This window comes from Blautia sp. DFI.9.10 (assembly GCF_024461705.1).
Lineage (GTDB): Bacteria > Bacillota > Clostridia > Lachnospirales > Lachnospiraceae > Blautia_A > Blautia_A fusiformis.
Genome location: NZ_JANGAA010000009.1, coordinates 99066 through 117396, shown reverse-complemented (window position 1 = coordinate 117396; position 18331 = coordinate 99066). Strand labels below are relative to the sequence as shown.

The 18331-nt window shown below is 47.4% G+C and carries 17 protein-coding genes; 16 read left to right on the top strand and 1 reads right to left on the bottom strand.

Annotation, left to right across the window (positions count from 1 at the left end; genetic code table 11):
- Positions 1-84: 84 nt before the first annotated feature.
- From rpmE to NE671_RS07620, 16 genes are all read left to right on the top strand, one after another.
- Entirely contained in the window at positions 85-288 is a 204-nt protein-coding gene (gene rpmE, locus NE671_RS07695; RefSeq protein ID WP_015526151.1) for a 50S ribosomal protein L31, read from the top strand.
- A 92-nt stretch (positions 289-380) separates the two neighbouring features.
- Positions 381-1379 carry a DUF1385 domain-containing protein gene (locus tag NE671_RS07690; RefSeq protein WP_015526150.1) on the top strand — a complete coding sequence of 333 codons (999 nt, stop codon included), beginning with the start codon at positions 381-383 and terminating at the stop codon, positions 1377-1379.
- Complete coding sequence (prmC, locus tag NE671_RS07685; protein ID WP_022426857.1) at positions 1366-2253, top strand: peptide chain release factor N(5)-glutamine methyltransferase; 888 nt, start codon at positions 1366-1368, stop codon at positions 2251-2253. Before NE671_RS07690 ends, prmC begins: the two co-directional genes overlap by 14 nt.
- A complete protein-coding gene (gene prfA / locus NE671_RS07680; RefSeq protein WP_015526148.1) occupies positions 2246-3322 on the top strand; it encodes a peptide chain release factor 1 in 1077 nt (358 codons plus the stop codon). The genes prmC and prfA overlap by 8 nt, the downstream gene beginning before the upstream one ends.
- A 56-nt stretch (positions 3323-3378) precedes the next feature.
- A complete protein-coding gene (locus NE671_RS07675) occupies positions 3379-4296 on the top strand; it encodes a nucleotidyltransferase family protein (RefSeq protein ID WP_147603297.1) in 918 nt (305 codons plus the stop codon).
- Between the two features lie 14 nt (positions 4297-4310).
- A complete protein-coding gene (gene glmM, locus NE671_RS07670; protein ID WP_015526146.1) occupies positions 4311-5657 on the top strand; it encodes a phosphoglucosamine mutase in 1347 nt (448 codons plus the stop codon).
- A gap of 8 nt (positions 5658-5665) precedes the next feature.
- Positions 5666-6724, top strand: coding sequence for a tetratricopeptide repeat protein (locus tag NE671_RS07665; protein ID WP_022426860.1), 1059 nt, complete (start codon positions 5666-5668; stop codon positions 6722-6724).
- 1 nt (position 6725) lies between these two features.
- Positions 6726-7961, top strand: a complete 1236-nt coding sequence (hflX, locus tag NE671_RS07660; RefSeq protein WP_256163835.1) for a GTPase HflX — start codon at positions 6726-6728, stop codon at positions 7959-7961.
- 214 nt (positions 7962-8175) lie between these two features.
- Entirely contained in the window at positions 8176-10548 is a 2373-nt protein-coding gene (locus NE671_RS07655) for a ribonucleoside triphosphate reductase (RefSeq protein ID WP_173740599.1), read from the top strand.
- A 334-nt stretch (positions 10549-10882) separates the two neighbouring features.
- Complete coding sequence (locus NE671_RS07650; protein WP_015526141.1) at positions 10883-11323, top strand: ACT domain-containing protein; 441 nt, start codon at positions 10883-10885, stop codon at positions 11321-11323.
- A gap of 27 nt (positions 11324-11350) precedes the next feature.
- On the top strand, positions 11351-12022 hold the full coding sequence (locus NE671_RS07645) for a response regulator transcription factor (protein WP_022426863.1): 672 nt from the start codon (positions 11351-11353) through the stop codon (positions 12020-12022).
- A 7-nt stretch (positions 12023-12029) separates the two neighbouring features.
- Positions 12030-13088, top strand: a complete 1059-nt coding sequence (locus tag NE671_RS07640; RefSeq protein WP_114002100.1) for a sensor histidine kinase — start codon at positions 12030-12032, stop codon at positions 13086-13088.
- Positions 13089-13274: 186 nt separating this feature from the next.
- Positions 13275-14042 carry an ABC transporter ATP-binding protein gene (locus NE671_RS07635; protein ID WP_173740600.1) on the top strand — a complete coding sequence of 256 codons (768 nt, stop codon included), beginning with the start codon at positions 13275-13277 and terminating at the stop codon, positions 14040-14042.
- Positions 14035-16056, top strand: a complete 2022-nt coding sequence (locus tag NE671_RS07630; RefSeq protein WP_114002101.1) for an ABC transporter permease — start codon at positions 14035-14037, stop codon at positions 16054-16056. The genes NE671_RS07635 and NE671_RS07630 overlap by 8 nt, the downstream gene beginning before the upstream one ends.
- A gap of 264 nt (positions 16057-16320) precedes the next feature.
- Positions 16321-17040 carry an AzlC family ABC transporter permease gene (locus NE671_RS07625; RefSeq protein ID WP_015526136.1) on the top strand — a complete coding sequence of 240 codons (720 nt, stop codon included), beginning with the start codon at positions 16321-16323 and terminating at the stop codon, positions 17038-17040.
- The gene (locus tag NE671_RS07620) at positions 17030-17344 is read left to right on the top strand and encodes an AzlD domain-containing protein (protein ID WP_256163834.1); all 315 of its coding nucleotides are present in this window, start codon (positions 17030-17032) and stop codon (positions 17342-17344) included. The genes NE671_RS07625 and NE671_RS07620 overlap by 11 nt, the downstream gene beginning before the upstream one ends.
- 63 nt (positions 17345-17407) lie before the next feature.
- Here the strand turns inward: NE671_RS07620 and dapF are convergent, their stop codons facing one another.
- The gene (gene dapF, locus NE671_RS07615; RefSeq protein WP_256163833.1) at positions 17408-18262 is read right to left on the bottom strand and encodes a diaminopimelate epimerase; all 855 of its coding nucleotides are present in this window, start codon (positions 18260-18262) and stop codon (positions 17408-17410) included.
- Between the last annotated feature and the right edge of the window lie 69 nt (positions 18263-18331).

The following is an 18331-nucleotide window of genomic DNA, read 5'->3' as shown; positions in this document are numbered from 1 at the left end:
ATAGGTAACAAAAAATGCCGTATTTATGCGGCTTGTGGCGTTTCGCAAACGCCTAAATATTAAATATATAGAGAGGTGAAAATCATGAGAGAAGGAATCCATCCGAACTACTATCAGGCAACTGTAACCTGCAACTGCGGAAACACTTTCGTAACAGGTTCTACTAAAGAGGACATCCATGTTGAGATCTGTTCCAAATGCCATCCGTTCTACACAGGACAGCAGAAGGCTACACAGGCTCGTGGACGTATCGATAAGTTCAACAAGAAATACGGCCTGAATAAGTAATTATTGCGAATACAGGAAATGAGAAGGTTGAGGTTGGGAAATCTCAACCTTTCTTTAACTGAAAAATTTTAAATTTGCACAGGAGAGAATGAATGAGATCATCGAATATCGGCGGACAGGCGGTCATGGAAGGCATCATGATGCGCCACAAGGACAAATATTCTATCGCAGTGCGCCGCCCGGACCAGGAGATCGAGCTGAAGGTAGAGGATTATAAATGTATCTTCGGAAATCACGCATTTCTGAAGAAACCGATCATCCGTGGTGTGGTAAGCTTTGTGGATTCTCTTGTGGTAGGCACGAAATGCCTGATGTATTCTGCGGAGATCGCAGGAGACGAGGAAGATGAGGAAACAGCCAGGAAGAATGAGCAGCTTACAGAAGAAGAGCGTTCTGCAAAGAAAGCCAAAGAGGATAAGCAGTTCAAGTGGCTTCTTTACATTACGGTAGCTATCTCCATGGTGGTTTCTGTGGCTGCTTTTATGTTTCTTCCGTATGTACTGGCCAGTCTGATCCGAGGGGTAGGTGCTTCGGAATTTCTGGTCACCATAGTGGAAGCCTTTGTGAAGCTGGCACTGTTTATGGGATATATGTTCCTGATCTCCAGAATGAAGGATATCCAGAGGACATTTATGTATCACGGTGCGGAGCACAAATGTATCAACTGTGTGGAGCATGGTCTGCCTCTGACGGTAGAGAATGTGTTAAAGAGCTCCAGGCTTCATAAGCGCTGTGGAACAAGCTTTCTGTTTCTGGTCATGCTGGTAAGTATTGTGCTGCATTTTATGTTTGTGGCGGTGCCGTTTTACTGGGTGAGACTGCTGGGAAGACTTCTCATGGTACCGGTAGTTGCGGGGATTTCCTTTGAGATCATCCAGTGGGCAGGAAGAACAGACAGTAAATTTGCGGACATTATGAGTAAACCAGGTCTTGCCATGCAGAAATTCACCACAAAGGAGCCTGCTGCAGATATGGCAGAGGTAGCCATTAAAGCAGTTGAGGCTGTTTTTGATTGGAGAGCTTATCTGAAAGAGGAATTTGACCTGGACATCCCATATGAGACAGAGGAGACAGAAAATGCAGACTCTTGAGTCCCTTCTGAAAAAAGGTACAACAATACTGAAAGATAACGGATTGGAAGAAGCCGGGCTGGATGCCTGGCTCCTTCTGGAATTTAAGACCGGAAAGAATCGGGCATATTATTTTGCGCATGGAGATGAACCGGTGTCTGATGAGACCGCAGCAGAGTATCTTACGCTGATCGACAGGCGGGCAGGACATATTCCTGTACAGCAGCTGACTCATCAGGCTTTTTTTATGGGCTATGAGTTTTATGTAAACGAAAACGTGCTGATTCCTAGACAGGATACGGAGACTCTGGTGGAAGAGGCATTGAAACACCTTGGGGATGTGGAAAAACCGGAGATCCTGGATATGTGTACCGGCTCCGGCTGCATCCTGCTCAGCCTTCTTCTGGAACGGCAGGATGCCTGTGGGACCGGTGTGGATGTTTCACCGGAAGCACTGGAAGTGGCAAAAAAGAATGCAGGTATTCTAAAGGTGGAGAACCGGGCGGATTTTGTGGAAAGCGATCTGTTCTCAGCACCGTATTTTTGTGAAAAAGGTGGAAAAGATAGTGGGAAATATGATATCCTTATTTCAAATCCGCCTTATATCGCAACAGAAGAAATTGAAACACTGATGGAAGAAGTCCGCCTTCATGATCCGAGGAAGGCTCTTGACGGAATGGAAGACGGGCTTTATTTTTACAGAAAGATCACAGCAGAGGCCGGAAGGTACCTGAAACCAGGCGGATGGCTTCTGTATGAAATCGGCTGCACCCAGGGTGAGGCAGTCAGTACAATGATGAAAGCAGCCGGGTTTACCGGGGTTCAGATCGTAAAGGATCTGCCGGGCCTTGACCGTGTGGTGCTTGGACAGAAACAGGAGGAAATACATGTTTGATAAACTGGATGATCTGCTGGTACGTTTTGAAGAGCTTCTCAATGAGCTGGGAGAACCGGGAGTAACCGACGATCCGGCACATTTTCAGAAGCTGATGAAGGAGCAGAGCGACCTGCAGCCAATCGTTGACGCATATAAAGAATATAAGAAAAATAAGGAAACCATCGAGGACAGTCTTTCCATGCTGGAGAGCGAGAAGGACGAAGAGATGCGTGAAATGCTGAAGGAAGAACTTTCCGATGCAAAAAAGAGAGTGGAGGAGCTGGAGCATGAGCTGAAGATCCTTCTTCTTCCGAAGGACCCTAACGACAGCAAGAACGTTATCGTTGAGATCCGTGGAGGTGCAGGCGGTGATGAGGCAGCACTTTTTGCAGCAGAGATTTATCGTATGTATGTAAAATACGCGGAGTCCCGCCGCTGGAAAACCGAGATGCTCAGCCTCAATGAGAACGGCATCGGCGGCTTTAAGGAGGTTACCTTCATGATCAAGGGTGAGGGTGCATATTCCAGACTGAAATACGAAAGCGGTGTTCACCGTGTACAGCGAGTACCGGAGACAGAGTCCGGCGGAAGGATCCATACCTCTACCTGTACGGTAGCGATCATGCCGGAGGCGGAAGAAATTGATTTCCATCTGGATCTCAATGAGTGTAAATTCGATGTGTTCCGTGCATCCGGAAACGGTGGTCAGTGTGTCAACACCACAGACTCCGCAGTACGTCTTACTCATATCCCTACAGGAATCGTGATTTCCTGCCAGGATGAGAAGTCTCAGCTTAAGAATAAGGATAAAGCACTCCGTGTGCTCCGTTCCCGTCTGTATGAGATGGAGCTTGCCAAGCAGCATGACGCTGAGGCAGAGGCAAGGAGAAGCCAGATCGGTACAGGTGACCGCTCCGAGAAGATCCGTACCTACAACTTCCCTCAGGGACGTGTAACAGACCACAGGATCAAGCTTACCCTTCATCGTCTTGAGAATATCCTTAACGGAGATCTGGATGAGATCATTGACAGTCTGATCGCAGCAGACCAGGCAGTAAAGCTGACAAAGCTGAATGAACAGGAGTAAGCGCTGATTACAGCTACAGAGTTCAAAAAATTATAATAAATCAGGAGGAAACGAAAATGAAAAAGACAGCACTGGTGATCATGGCAGCCGGTATCGGCAGCCGTTTTGGAAAAGGAATCAAGCAGCTTGCACCGGTAGGCCCGAAGGGTGAGATCATTATGGACTATTCCATCCATGATGCACTGGAGGCAGGATTCAACAAGGTCGTATTTATCATCCGCAAAGACCTTGAAGATGAATTCAAAAAAGTGATCGGAGACCGTATCTCCAACATTACAGAAGTTGCTTATGCATTCCAGGAGATCGACGATCTTCCGGGCAATTTTACAAAACCGGCGGACCGTACCAAGCCATGGGGAACCGGACACGCTGTACTGGCAGCAAAGAAAGTCCTTTCCGAGCCATTCGCTGTGATCAATGCAGATGACTACTACGGAAAAGAAGCCTACGTAAAGGTGCATGACTACCTGGTACAGGATCATCCGCAGGATGGCCCGATGCACATCTGCATGGCAGGTTTCCGCCTTGGAAATACATTAAGTGACAACGGAAGCGTCACAAGAGGAGTGTGCCATATTGAGGACGGCAAGCTTGTGGGCGTTACAGAGACACATAACATCTTCAAGACAGCAGACGGCGCAGAGACAAGAAATGACGATGGTACAGCAGAAACACTGGATACAAAGAGCCTTGTTTCTATGAATATGTGGGGACTGACACCAGAATTTATGGAGATCCTTGAGAAAGGCTTCGTTGAGTTCCTTGGTGGAATCGAAGAAGGAGACATCAAAAAAGAGTATCTTCTTCCTGAGCTTATCGACCAGCTGATCCATTCCGGAAAAGCAGCGGTAGATGTTCTTGAGACAAAGGACGAGTGGTTCGGTGTTACCTATCAGGAGGATAAGGCATCTGTACAGGCTGCATTCAAAAAACTTACAGATGACGGCGTTTATCCGGAAGGACTGTATCAGTAATAAAGGAGAACATTATGGGTAAATATTTCGGAACAGATGGTTTTCGTGGTGAAGCAAATGTAAAACTTACAGCAGATCATGCATTTCGCGTGGGACGTTATCTCGGCTGGTATTACGGCAGAGATCACAAGGCGAAGATCGTGATCGGCAAGGATACAAGAAGAAGCAGTTACATGTTTGAGTATGCCCTTGCGGCAGGACTTACCGCATCCGGAGCAGATGCCTATCTGCTTCATGTAACCACAACTCCAAGTGTATCCTATGTGGTACGTACAGAAGATTTTGACTGCGGTATCATGATTTCCGCAAGCCATAATCCGTTTAATGATAATGGAATCAAGGTCCTTAATGAGAACGGACAGAAGATTTCCGCAGATATTGAAGCACGTATCGAGGCATATCTGGACGGCGAGATCGAGGAGCTTCCGCTGGCAACCGGAGAAGATATCGGCTGTACTGTGGATTTTGCATCCGGAAGAAACCGTTATATCGGACATCTGATCTCTATCCCATGCCATGATTTCAAAAATATCAAGGTTGGGCTGGATTGTTCCAACGGAAGCTCATCCGCCATTGCTAAGAGCGTTTTTGACGCACTTCGTGCAAAAACCTATGTGATCAACAATGAGCCAAACGGAACCAACATTAACCGTGGCTGCGGTTCCACACACATTGAAGTTCTGAGACAGTTCGTGGTAGATAAAGGCCTGGATATCGGTTTTGCATATGATGGTGACGCAGACCGCTGTATCGCCGTAGACCACCGCGGAAACATCATTGACGGTGATAAGATCATGTATGTGTGCGGCAAATATTTAAGAGAGAAAGGCCAGCTCAACGGAAATACAGTTGTAACAACCGTTATGTCCAATCTTGGTCTTTACAAGTCTCTGGAGCGTGAAGGCATCGACTATGAGCAGACTGCAGTTGGTGACAAATACGTTGCTGAGAACATGATGGAAAACAATTACAGTATCGGTGGTGAACAGTCCGGACATATCATCTTTAGCCGCTATTCCGCTACCGGTGACGGGATCCTGACTTCTCTTATGATCATGGAGGCATGTGTGGATCAGAAGGCCACACTCTGCGACCTTGCAAAGGAGATGAAGGTTTATCCGCAGCTTCTCCGGAATGTGCGTGTTTCCGACAAGAAAACAGCACTGGAGAACGAAAAGGTAAAAGCAGCCATTGAGGCAGCCGCAGAGGCACTTGGCGATGACGGACGTATCCTGGTACGTGAGAGTGGTACAGAGCCGCTGATCCGTGTTATGGTAGAAGCGGGAACGGATGATCTCTGCCATAAATATGTAGATAGTGTTGTTGATGTGATGGAAGCCGAAGGGCTTGTTGTAGAATAAGGAATTCCATGAAAAAAACAAAGACCGTATTGATTCTTGCAGCCGTTACAGGAGCCTTGCTTCTGGGCGGCTGCGGCAGTGAAAAAACAAAAATATATGAACAGGCCGGAAAGGATCTTTCCCAGGGAAGCTACAAGTATGCCCTGGAGGAGTACCAGAGCTCGATCCAGAACGGAGTGAAGCTGGCACAGTCCTATCGCGGGGCAGGTATCGCAAGCCTGCGTCTTGGCAAATATGAGGATGCGGTGAATAGCTTCACGGAAGCTCTGAACTGCGATAAAGTAAGCAAAAGCCTTCGTAAGGATATCCTGTCCTACCGGGCTACTGCAGAGCTGAAGTCTGGAAAATACGAGGATGCCATGGCAGACTGCCAGACACTTGGAGAAGATTTTTCCATGGATGCAGGCAGTTATTTTCTCACCGGAAAGGTTGCCCTTGCCATGGATTCCTACGAAGAAGCCGCATCTAACTTCAAACAGGCCTATGGAGAAGATTCCACCTATGATATGGCGATCGAGATCTATGAGGCATATCTGGACAAGGATATGGAAGCGGACGGAACCAGATATCTGGAAGCTGCTCTTTCTTCTGAGGCCAAGGATGCCCAGGACCACTGTGACAGAGGCCGTGTCTACTACTATATGGAAGACTACAGCAACGCAAAAAAAGAGCTTCTGGAAGCAACCAAGAAGGATAATACGGAAGCATTGCTTCTTCTGGGAATGGTATATCTGGCCCAGGATGATGTGGAAAATGCTCAGGCAATGTACAAGCAGTATATTTCCGCAGTGGGTGATTCCGCCAAGGGCTATAATGGTCTGGCACTGTGCGATATCCGAAGCGGAGATTATGATTCCGCTCTTGATAACATCACAAAAGGCCTTCCGACAGCTACCACAGACGAGATGCAGAGTCTTCTGTTCAATGAGATCGTAGCCTATGAAAAAAAGCTGGATTTTGCTACTGCACTGACCAAGGTCCAGGAATATATTGAGATGTTCCCTGAAGATTCCGCTGCAAAAAAAGAGCGGGCTTTCCTGAAAACCAGAACGTCTTCGGAGGGCTGATATGGAATATTTTGAGGAAATACAGGACAGGGTTATCCTGATCGGTGTCCAGGCAGATCGGGGGGATGACATGGAGGAATCCCTGGATGAGCTTGGAGAACTTGCGGTTACGGCAGGTGCGGCGGTTGCAGGCAGGATCATTCAGAATCGTGAGGCCGTACATCCGGGCACCTATATCGGAAAAGGCAAGATCGAAGAGGTAAAAGGTCTTCTCTATGCCCTGGATGCCAATGGTGTGATCTGTGACGATGAGCTTTCTCCTGCCCAGATGAATAATCTGGAGCGGGAGCTGGAGTGCAAGGTTATGGATCGTACCCTGCTGATCCTTGACATTTTTGCGAAGCGTGCCGTCACAAGTGAAGGCAAGATCCAGGTAGAGCTTGCACAGCTTCGTTACCGGTCTGCACGTCTTGTGGGACTACCTTCTTCTCTTTCGCGACTTGGAGGAGGAATCGGAACCAGAGGCCCTGGTGAGAAAAAGCTGGAGACAGACCGTCGTCTGATCCGGAACAGGATATCCGCACTGAAGCAGGAGCTTTCCCAGGTAGAAAAGCACAGAGAGCTGATCCGTTCCAGAAGAGCTGTGGGAAATCTGAAGACAGCAGCCATTGTTGGCTATACCAATGCAGGAAAGTCAACGCTTCTGAATACACTGACAGGCGCTTCGGTGCTTTCGGAGGATAAGCTGTTTGCCACACTGGATCCGACTACCCGTCTTCTGACACTGGATGACGGACAGCAGCTTCTTCTTACGGATACCGTAGGCTTTATCCGCAAGCTTCCCCACAATCTGGTGGAAGCCTTCAAAAGTACTCTGGAGGAAGCCAAATATGCGGATTATATCATTCATGTGGTAGATGCATCCAATCCTCAGGCGGAGATACAGATGCATATCGTATATGAAACCCTGAAAGAGCTTGGTGCTCTGGGAAAAAAGACGATCACACTTTTTAACAAGCAGGACCGTGTTTCCGGGGAGAGCTTTCGGGATCTCCGAGCAGACCATACGCTGAAGATTTCCGCACGGACAGGAGAGGGGCTTGAGGAATTTAAGCAGCTTCTTTCTGAGATACTGGCAGAAGGACAGATTTATATGGAACGGCTTTTTCCTTATTCGGAGGCCGGTCAGATCCAGCTGATCCGTGAGTATGGACAGCTTCTTTCGGAAGAGTATACCGAAGGAGGGATTGCTGTAAAAGCAAGAGTTCCGCGGGAAATCTATCCGAAAGTCACATAATGTTAAAATATCTACTCAGTACCATATATAGTACCGTGAACAAAACGGGCACTATATATGGTACTTTTTATGTTGACGCAAAGAGGCGTGTCTGATACAATAAGCCTACAGCGATTTGAACACAGATCGTGAAACGGAGTGTGTTCGTAAGCAGGCAAGTGAGTCGGAATGGAATATCCGCTTATAAATAAATGCATGAGGGAGGCATTTTCTTATGTTTCAGGTAGTAAAAAGAGACGGTGAATTAGACGAATTTAAAATGGGGAAGATCACCGCGGCAATTGATAAGGCATTTGATGCCAAAGGTAAGAATTACAGTTCGGATATGATCGATCTTCTGGGACTTCGTGTTACAGCGGATTTTCAGAATAAGATCGAGAACAACCGGATTTCTGTTGAGGATATCCAGGACAGTGTGGAGAACGTACTGATCCAGGCCGGATATTCTGATGTTGCCAAGGCGTATATCCTTTATCGTAAGCAGCGTGAGAAGATCCGCAATATGAAATCCACCATCCTTGACTATAAAGAGATCGTAAACAGCTATGTAAAGGTTGAGGACTGGCGTGTAAAGGAGAACTCAACGGTTACTTATTCTGTAGGAGGTCTGATCTTAAGCAACTCCGGAGCAGTTACCGCAAACTACTGGCTGTCTGAGATCTACGACAACGAGATCGCAGATGCACACAGAAATGCAGATATCCATATCCATGATCTGTCCATGCTGACCGGTTACTGTGCAGGCTGGTCCCTGAAGCAGCTGATCCGAGAGGGACTTGGTGGTATTGAGGGTAAGATCACTTCTGCACCTGCAAAGCATTTAAGTGTACTCTGCAACCAGATGGTGAATTTCCTGGGTATCATGCAGAACGAGTGGGCGGGCGCACAGGCATTTTCATCCTTTGATACTTATCTGGCACCTTTTGTAAAGGCAGACAACCTTTCCTATCCAGAGGTTAAGAAATGCATTGAGTCCTTTGTATATGGCGTAAATACTCCAAGCCGCTGGGGCACTCAGGCACCATTTTCCAACATTACACTGGACTGGACCGTTCCGGACGACCTTGCAGAGCTTCCGGCTATCGTAGGCGGCAAGGACATGGATTTCAAATATAAGGACTGTAAGAAAGAAATGGATATGGTCAACAAGGCATTTATCGAGACCATGATCGAGGGAGATGCCAACGGACGTGGATTCCAGTATCCGATCCCGACCTATTCCATCACAAAGGAATTCGACTGGTCTGATACCGAGAACAACCGTCTTCTCTTTGAGATGACTTCCAAGTACGGTACTCCGTATTTTTCCAATTATATCAACAGTGATATGAAGCCAAGCGACATCCGCAGCATGTGCTGCCGCCTCCGTCTGGATCTCCGTGAGCTCCGCAAAAAGAGTGGTGGATTCTTTGGCTCCGGTGAGAGTACAGGTTCTGTAGGCGTTGTTACCATCAATATGCCGCGTATCGCATACCTTTCCAGAACGCCGAAGGAATTTTATCAGCGCCTGGACCACATGATGGATATCTCCGCAAGATCTCTTCATATCAAGAGAGATGTGATCAGCAGGCTTCTGGATGAGGGACTGTATCCGTACACGAAGAGATATCTTGGAAGCTTTGACAATCATTTTTCTACCATCGGTCTTGTGGGAATGAACGAAGCGGGCTTAAATGCCTGCTGGCTGAAAAAAGACATGACAGATCCGGAAACCCAGAAGTTTACAAAAGAGGTTCTGGAGCATATGAGAAACCGTCTTTCAGACTATCAGGAACAGTATCCGGGAGAGCTTTTCAACCTGGAGGCAACACCGGCAGAGTCCACTGCATACCGTCTTGCCAAACACGACAGAAGCCGTTATCCGGATATCAAAACAGCGGGAAAAGAGGGCGACACTCCGTATTACACAAACAGCTCTCATCTGCCGGTTGATTACACTGCGGATATTTTTGACGCACTGGATATTCAGGACGATCTGCAGACTCTGTATACTTCAGGAACCGTATTCCATGCATTCCTTGGGGAGAAGCTTCCGGACTGGAAGGCAGCGGCAGCGCTGGTACGTAAGATCGCAGAGAATTATCGCCTGCCCTATTACACCATCTCACCGACCTATTCTGTATGTCAGGAGCATGGCTACATCAGCGGCGAGCATTTCACCTGCCCGAAATGTGGAAAGAAGGCTGAGGTTTACAGCCGTATCACAGGATATTACCGTCCTGTACAGAACTGGAACGATGGTAAGACCCAGGAGTACAAGAACCGTACCCTCTATGATATTACCCATTCCCATCTGAAAAAGGTCCACACCAGTGTGATGACCATGAAGGGTGACGAGGTGGAGATCCAGCCTGTGGAATCTCATAAATATCTTTTTACGACCAGCACTTGTCCGAACTGCCGTATGGCAAAGAAAATGCTGGAAGGCGAAGAACTGGAGATCATCGATGCTGAGCAGAATCCCGAGCTTGTCAAGCAGTATGGGATCCGTCAGGCCCCGACGCTTGTCATTACTGACGGGGCGAAGGTTAGGAAGTATGTGAATGCTTCTAATATACAGAAGTATGTAGACGAAGAGTTGGATTGAGTTTTTTGCCAAAATAACTGTAAGTAAAAAATGGATGGCTGGACGCATGTCTGTTGGATGTGTGTCTGGCCTTTTTTATATTGGGAATTTTATGTTATGATATTTTATGTTTGAGATTTGGGGCCTGGAAAAGATGGTTGACATTTCATGTCGAGATGGGTATACTTATACCTGAATTTAATGATTAAAAGCGTTACGCTTTAACGTATGAATGTATACGCGAAACGCTCCATCCCGGAAGGGCCCCGCTGGGGAAGGGATTCACTTCCACCAAATTTCATGCTAAAATAAAAAAAGAAAATAAAAAAGAATAACAGAAAAGAGGAAAATTATTATGGTAAAACAGAACATCGTCTTCGTAGAAAACACTCCAGGCAGTCTTCAGAAAGTTACAAAGATTCTTGCAGAGAATCAGATCGATATCTACGGTTTCGGCTGCTTTGACGCACCGGAGTTTGCAAACTTCCGTATGGTATGCGACAATCCGGAAAGAGCAGATGAGATCATGGCTGAGCATGGATACATGACTCGTATCACACAGGCTATACTGGTAGACCTTCAGGATGAGATCGGTGGGTTAGACAAGCTTCTTAGTGTCATGGGCGACAGCAACGTAAACCTTCATTACATCTACACCTTCTTCCACAGAGGCCTGAAAGTTCCGGTAGCGATCATGCACTGTGAGGATCTTCTGGTTGCAGAGAGTGTTCTCCGTAACAATGGATTCCAGGTTCTGAACCGCCTGGTAGATCCGGATGGAGAAGCAGAGGCGTAATCAATCGCATAAAAGGGACAAACAGGAATGAAGTATCGTATTTTTATTGTAGAAGATGACGAAACAATCGCGAATCTTCTGAAAAAGCATCTCAGTTCCTGGGGATATGACGTTTTTCTGGCTGAGGATTTTTCCAATATACTGCAGGAATTTGCGGGGAAAGATCCTCAGCTTGTTCTTCTGGATCTGAAACTTCCATTTTATAATGGCTTTCACTGGTGTGAGGAAATCCGAAAGGTTTCCCAGGTGCCGGTGATCTTCATCTCCTCCGCAGCGGATAACATGAACATGGTCATGGCCATGAGCCGTGGAGCCGATGACTTTATTGCCAAGCCTTTTGATATGGACGTACTGGTGGCCAAGATCCAGGCAATCCTCCGCAGAACCTATTCCTTCGGAAACCCGGGAAATGTCCTGGAACATAAAGGCGCGGTTCTCAATCTTTCCAGAGCGACACTGACCTGGAACGGGGAGGAGACGGAACTGACCAGAAATGAACTGCGTATCCTGGAACTGCTTTTTTCCCAGGCAGGGAAACCGGTATCCAGAGATGCCATTATGACAAAACTGTGGGAAAGTGACAGCTTTGTGGATGACAACACCCTGACCGTAAACATTACACGCCTTCGCAAAAAACTGGAGGCGGCAGGCCTTGTGGATTTTATCATCACGCGAAAAGGTCTTGGATATATGGTGTGAGGTTTTTATGGAATCATTTCGAGCATATTTAAAACAGACAAAAATTTTTTTCATCGCCTGTGTTTTTATGGCGGCTGTGTCGACAGCAGTGATCTGCCTGTACCAGCTTCCCCTGGAGGCGGCGGTCTATCTGGCAGTTCTGTGGCTGGGAGCAGGAGCTGCCGTTTTTTTATACGGTTATGCCTGTTACAGACAGAAGGTGCAGAACTTAATCCTGGTGGAAAAAGCTCCGGAGATTAATCTGGACCGGCTGGGCGAGACCACCGATGAGGTGGAGCTTCTTTACAGGGATATCATCCGGAAACTGGACGGCATGCGGATGGGTGCGGAGACAGAACGGCAGCGTTCTCTGGAAGAAATGACCGATTACTACACTATGTGGGCACATCAGATCAAGACGCCGATCTTTGCTCTACGCCTGCTGCTTCGGGAGGAGCCGGAGGAGAACCGGGAGTCCCTGGCACAGCTTTTTCGCATTGAACAGTATGTGGAGATGGTGCTGGGCTACCTTCGCACGGAGGACATGTCTGCCGATCTGAAGCTGACCCGATGCTCGCTGGATCGGATCATCCGGGAGCAGATCCATAAATACGCAGGGATCTTTGTGTCAAAAAAGCTTTCGTTATCATATGAGGGGACAGATGCGATCGTTCTTACCGATGAAAAATGGCTTGGTTTTGTCATTGGACAGATTCTTTCCAATGCGTTGAAATATACAAGAACGGGCGGCATTGAAATCTGGCTGGAGGATGAGCGTGGAAACAGGGTATCTGAGAATCCAAATTTGAAGCAGAATACGGCCCCGGGGATTTGTAATACGGCCCCGGCAACTCTGGTCATCGCAGACTCCGGCATCGGAATCCAGCCGGAGGATCTTCCGCGCATCTTCGAAAAAGGCTACACAGGCGTCAATGGACGGGAGGACAACCGTGCTACCGGGATCGGTCTGTATTTAAGCCGGAAGATCCTGAGAAAACTGGGTCACGAGATCACTGTGGATTCCCAGGTGGATAAAGGCACGGAAGTTCGGATGAGCCTGTGGAAAAAAGATCTGGAGATGTATTAACCTTACACAAATGTAAGCTTCCTCCGTAAAATGTAAGCTACTTCGATGGCAGCCGCCGGAGAATTTTCTTATACTGAAACCATAACATAGCGTTTCGGGTAATTCTTACATCAGGTTCGATCGCTTTAGAACATGATGCACGACTCCCTGGATCGCTGTAAATACAGATAAGAAAGGAATTAGCGTATGGCATTACTGGAAGTAACAAATGTAAAAAAGATATACAGCACCCGCTTCGGCGGAAATAAAGTGCAGGCACTTTTCAATGTGACATTTTCGGTGGAAGAAGGAGAATATGTGGCGATCATGGGAGAGTCCGGTTCCGGAAAAACAACACTTCTGAATATTCTGGCAGCCCTGGACCGCCCCACATCCGGCGAAGTGCTTCTGGAAGGAAAAAGCATTACTCACCTGACAGAAAAAGAAATTTCCGCATTCCGTCGGAAGAACTTAGGCTTCGTGTTCCAGGATTTCAATCTTCTGGACACCTTCAGCCTCCGGGACAATATTTATCTTCCTCTCGTGCTGGCAGGGGAAGATTATCAGGAGATGGAGCAGAAGATCCGTCCCATTGCAAAAGCCCTTCACATCAACCAGCTTCTGGAAAAATTCCCCTACGAGGTTTCCGGCGGACAGAAGCAGAGAGCAGCAGTTGCAAGGGCACTGATCACAGATCCGAAGCTGATCCTTGCGGACGAACCGACCGGAGCCCTGGATTCCCGTGCAGCCTCCGATCTTCTTTCCATGTTCAATGAGGTAAATCGGGAAGGCCAGACCATTCTCATGGTAACTCACAGCGCGCAGGCCGCCAGCCACGCATCCAGAGTACTTTTTATCAAGGATGGCGAAGTGTTCCACCAGATCTACTGTGGCACAAAAACAAGACAGGAAATGTACCAGATGATTGCAGATACCCTGACGATCCTTACGACAGGCGGTGAGACCTATGCGTAAAGGAATGTTTGGAAAACTGGCAGTGCAGAACATCCGGAATAACCGGAGCACCTATGTTCCCTATATGCTTACCTGCATTTTCTGCATTGCCATGATGTATATGATGGAATTTCTGCGGGACTGTCCCACATTGGAGAAAGCAGTGCCCCAGGCAGCAGAAGTGAGGATGATCGTAGGAACCGGTGAAGTGGTTGTTGGAATTTTCTGCGTTATCTTTCTGATCTACAGCAACAGTTTTCTCATGAAACACAGACAGAAAGAAATCGGGCTTTACAACATTCTGGGACTGGAAAAAGGCCATATCGGAAAAGTGATGTTTCTGGAAACAATCATGACTTCGCTGCTTTCTCTGACGGCAGGGATCGGGATTGGCATCCTTGGAAGCAAGCTCTCCCTGCTTTTGCTTTTCCGTTTTCTTCATGTTCCGGCAGTGCTGGGATTTTATGTTTCCATTACAGGAATCCTGTTTTGCATCGCAGGATTTGGAGGGATTTTTCTTGTTATTCTGGCACTGAATCTTACCAGAGTAAGGATGAATAACCCCATAGAACTTCTGAGAGGCGGAAACACAGGAGAGAAGGAGCCCCGGGCAAAATGGCTCATGGCACTTCTGGGGATGATTTCTCTTGGAGTGGGATATTATCTGGCAGTAACCACGGAATCCCCAATCCAGGCAATTTTCATTTTTCTTCTGGCAGTGATTCTGGTTATGGCAGGAACGTATCTTCTTTTTACCGCAGGAAGCATTGTAATCCTGAAACTTTTGCGAAAGAACAAAAAGTTCTACTATAAAACCGGCAACTTTATCAGTGTCTCCGGCATGATCTATCGTATGAAACAAAATGCGGCAGGCCTGGCCAGCATCTGTATTTTAAGTACAGGAGTGCTCCTGCTTCTTTCTATGACTGTGTCGCTGTATTTTGGAATGGGTGACATCATGGTGAACCGGTATCCTTTTGATACGGATGCCAGGATTTCGGGCATCAGCCAGGAACAGAGTGAACAGATTCAGAAAGTTTTTGCACAGGCAATCAAAAATGATCAGGTGCCGGCAGAAAAAACAGTGGACGAAACTTATCTCGAGATCGGCTGCAGGCAGGAAAAAAACGGTATTATGATCGGACAGGCTTACAGTTACTCAGAAGATGGAAAATCCGTAGATCTGTATACGATCCGTCAGTCTGAGTATGAGAAACTTACCGGTGAAAAAACAGATCTTCACGACGGCGAGATCTTTGCCTGGTATCCGTCTGAAAAGGAAAAAGACATATTAAAAATTGATGACCGGGATTTTGCAGTAAAAAAATGGCTGGAAAAAGCACCTTTAAGTGCCATGAACAATCTGGTATCCAATATGGCGGCAATTGTTGTGACGGATTCCGATTTCGAGTATATTGACGGGCTTCGGACAAAGATGTATGAAGGTCTTGATGCCTACGAGGCTGGAAAAGATCTCACAGTTCATTTGGGTGTAGATATCCGTGGCAGCGGGGAGGAAAAGATCCGGTATGGCCAGGCTGTTTATCAGGCACTGAAAGATTACTGCAGAAGCGGTGGCTTTTCAGAGAATACCATCGTGATCGGTGGTGTCCGCCAGAGTGAGTACGAAACGTATTATGTAGATAATGGAACGATCCTGTTTATTGGAATCTTTTTGGGAGCACTGTTCCTTATGGGAACGGCGATGATCATTTACTACAAACAGATCTCAGAGGGCTACGAAGATCAGGGAAGGTTCCAGATCATGCAGAAAGTAGGTATGAGCCGCAGAGAGGTGAAAGGAGCTATCCGCAGACAGATCCTTCTGGTATTTTTTATCCCGCTTGTGATGGCAATGGTGCATATTTCCATGGCATTTCCGCTGATCCGCCGGCTCCTGCTGCTGTTCGGAATGGCCAATACAAAATTGTACGTGGGCTGCACTGCGGGAACGGTTCTGGCCTTTGCGCTGGTCTATGGACTGATCTACTCCATGACAGCCAGATCTTACTATAAAATAGTGGAAAAAGCATAAAATCGGTGAAAAAGCACAGCTGTGTTTGCTGTGAAGTATTGAAGTTTTGATATGGCAATGCTACAATAAAGGGGCGTGTCAGGAAACAGAAAAGTTTCCGGGCACGCTCTTATTTACATGTACAACGAACTATAGCGATGCACTAATTTATTGGATCGCTGTAAGACGAGACGCTGGTGATCGCTGCACAGATCGGAGAAGCCTGCAAAGGTGCTTTTCATAGTTGCGTTTTATAACGGAATGTACATACAATGGAGGAAATCGATGAAAAGAGAAAGTTTCAGAAAAGGTATGAAGGATGGAGTTCCCATCGCTCTTGGATATTTTGCGGTATCCTTTACCTTTGGCATGATGGCTGTTGCCGGCGGCTTGCGTATCTGGCAGGCAGTTCTGATCTCCCTGACCAACCTGACATCGGCCGGTCAGTTTGCGGGACTGGACATTATTTTTGCGGGAGGCTCCATGTGGGAGATGGCAATGACCCAGCTGATCATCAACCTGAGATACTGCCTGATGTCATTTTCCCTGTCCCAGAAATTCCGGCGTGAGGAGTCCGGTATCCTGAAATACATCGCTGCTTTTGGTATCACCGATGAAATTTTCGGGATCAGTGCGGCTCAGGAGGGAAAGGTCAGCGTATTTTATAATTACGGAGCCATGTGCGTGGCAATTCCCGGATGGACTCTTGGAACTCTGGCAGGAGGAATCTCCGGAAGCCTTTTGCCGGATTTTATGCTTAGTGCGTTGAGCGTTGCCATTTACGGAATGTTTCTGGCCATCATCATCCCGCCGTCCAAAAAGAGCAGACCGGTTCTTGGGGTGGTTGTGGCATCCATGGCAGTCAGTACTGTTTTTGCGGTGACACCGGTGTTAAAACAGGTATCATCCGGATTTATGATCATTATCACAACACTTCTGGTAGCAGGCCTGGCAGCTTATTTCTGCCCGCTGGAAGAGAAAGGGGAAGCCGTTCATGAGTCATAATGTATATCTTTATATCCTGGTGATGGCAATTGTCACCTATCTCATCCGTATGCTGCCCCTTGCTCTTGCAAAAAACGAGATCAGAAGCCCGTTTATCAAGTCCTTTCTGTATTATGTGCCATATGCCTGTCTGGCAGCCATGACCTTCCCGGCCATCCTGAAGGCCACAGACAGCATCATCTCCGGTGCAGCAGGTTTCCTGGTAGCACTTATTGCTGCATATAAGGAAAAAAGCCTGATCACAGTAGCCCTGCTGGCATGTGCGGCGGTGTTTATCGTGGAGAGGATTCTGGTATTTATTTGAAGAGGGGATATGCGGAAATATAATACGCAGGAGGGAGCTTCGAAAAGCTCCCTCCATTTTCATTTATTCACCTAAAAATCCAAGATCGATCTCTCCGTCAAACACCGTAGTTGCAGGTCCTGTCATATATACAAGGTTTTCATCTCTTTCCCAGGAGATGTTTAAGTCTCCGCCAAGAAGCTGTACAGTAACCGGCTTACTGCCATCAACCTTGTCATTGAGGATGGAAGCTACCGTAACTGCGCAGGCACCTGTGCCGCAGGCAAGGGTTTCTCCGGAGCCACGCTCCCATACACGCATCTTTACGGTGTGGCGGTCGATCACCTGAACAAACTCAGTGTTGACTCTGTCCGGGAAGCATACGTGATTTTCAAAGGACGGGCCGATCTTTTCCAGGTCAAGGCTGTCCACATCGTCTACGTAGATGATGGCATGAGGATTACCCATGGAAACTGCGGTCATGTGATATTCTTTTCCGTCGACGGTGATGGGAGCGTCGATCACCTGCTCGGTTTCGGAAACCACCGGGATCTCTTTTGCAGTGAGGATCGGGGAGCCCATGTTGACTTTTACCATGGAGGCCTTGCCGTCGCGGATAGTAAGATCCACATATTTGATACCGCTTCTTGTGGCGATGCTTAAAGAAGTTTTGTCCACAATGCCGTGGTCATAGACATATTTGGCAACGCAGCGGATACCGTTTCCGCACATGGCACCCTGAGAGCCGTCCAGATTGTACATATCCATCTCGCAGTCTGCAATCTTCGACGGGCGGATCAGGATCAGCCCATCGGAACCAATGCCAAAATGACGGTCGCTGACAAATTTTGCCACTGCGGCCGGATCCTTAACAGTTTCCTCAAAACAGTTTACATATACATAATCGTTTCCAATGCCGTGCATTTTCGTGAATTTCATAATAGTAGCCTCCTCTTGTTTCTGAATATTATACTTGTTTTTTCTGTTGGAGCACAAGACCCACATGAA

Coding starts and splice junctions, on each gene's coding strand:
- rpmE (WP_015526151.1), top strand. CDS start 85: ATGAGAGAAGGAATCCATCCGAACTACTATCAGGCAACTGTAACCTGC.
- NE671_RS07690 (WP_015526150.1), top strand. CDS start 381: ATGAGATCATCGAATATCGGCGGACAGGCGGTCATGGAAGGCATCATG.
- prmC (WP_022426857.1), top strand. CDS start 1,366: ATGCAGACTCTTGAGTCCCTTCTGAAAAAAGGTACAACAATACTGAAA.
- prfA (WP_015526148.1), top strand. CDS start 2,246: ATGTTTGATAAACTGGATGATCTGCTGGTACGTTTTGAAGAGCTTCTC.
- NE671_RS07675 (WP_147603297.1), top strand. CDS start 3,379: ATGAAAAAGACAGCACTGGTGATCATGGCAGCCGGTATCGGCAGCCGT.
- glmM (WP_015526146.1), top strand. CDS start 4,311: ATGGGTAAATATTTCGGAACAGATGGTTTTCGTGGTGAAGCAAATGTA.
- NE671_RS07665 (WP_022426860.1), top strand. CDS start 5,666: ATGAAAAAAACAAAGACCGTATTGATTCTTGCAGCCGTTACAGGAGCC.
- hflX (WP_256163835.1), top strand. CDS start 6,726: ATGGAATATTTTGAGGAAATACAGGACAGGGTTATCCTGATCGGTGTC.
- NE671_RS07655 (WP_173740599.1), top strand. CDS start 8,176: ATGTTTCAGGTAGTAAAAAGAGACGGTGAATTAGACGAATTTAAAATG.
- NE671_RS07650 (WP_015526141.1), top strand. CDS start 10,883: ATGGTAAAACAGAACATCGTCTTCGTAGAAAACACTCCAGGCAGTCTT.
- NE671_RS07645 (WP_022426863.1), top strand. CDS start 11,351: ATGAAGTATCGTATTTTTATTGTAGAAGATGACGAAACAATCGCGAAT.
- NE671_RS07640 (WP_114002100.1), top strand. CDS start 12,030: ATGGAATCATTTCGAGCATATTTAAAACAGACAAAAATTTTTTTCATC.
- NE671_RS07635 (WP_173740600.1), top strand. CDS start 13,275: ATGGCATTACTGGAAGTAACAAATGTAAAAAAGATATACAGCACCCGC.
- NE671_RS07630 (WP_114002101.1), top strand. CDS start 14,035: ATGCGTAAAGGAATGTTTGGAAAACTGGCAGTGCAGAACATCCGGAAT.
- NE671_RS07625 (WP_015526136.1), top strand. CDS start 16,321: ATGAAAAGAGAAAGTTTCAGAAAAGGTATGAAGGATGGAGTTCCCATC.
- NE671_RS07620 (WP_256163834.1), top strand. CDS start 17,030: ATGAGTCATAATGTATATCTTTATATCCTGGTGATGGCAATTGTCACC.
- dapF (WP_256163833.1), bottom strand. CDS start 18,262: ATGAAATTCACGAAAATGCACGGCATTGGAAACGATTATGTATATGTA.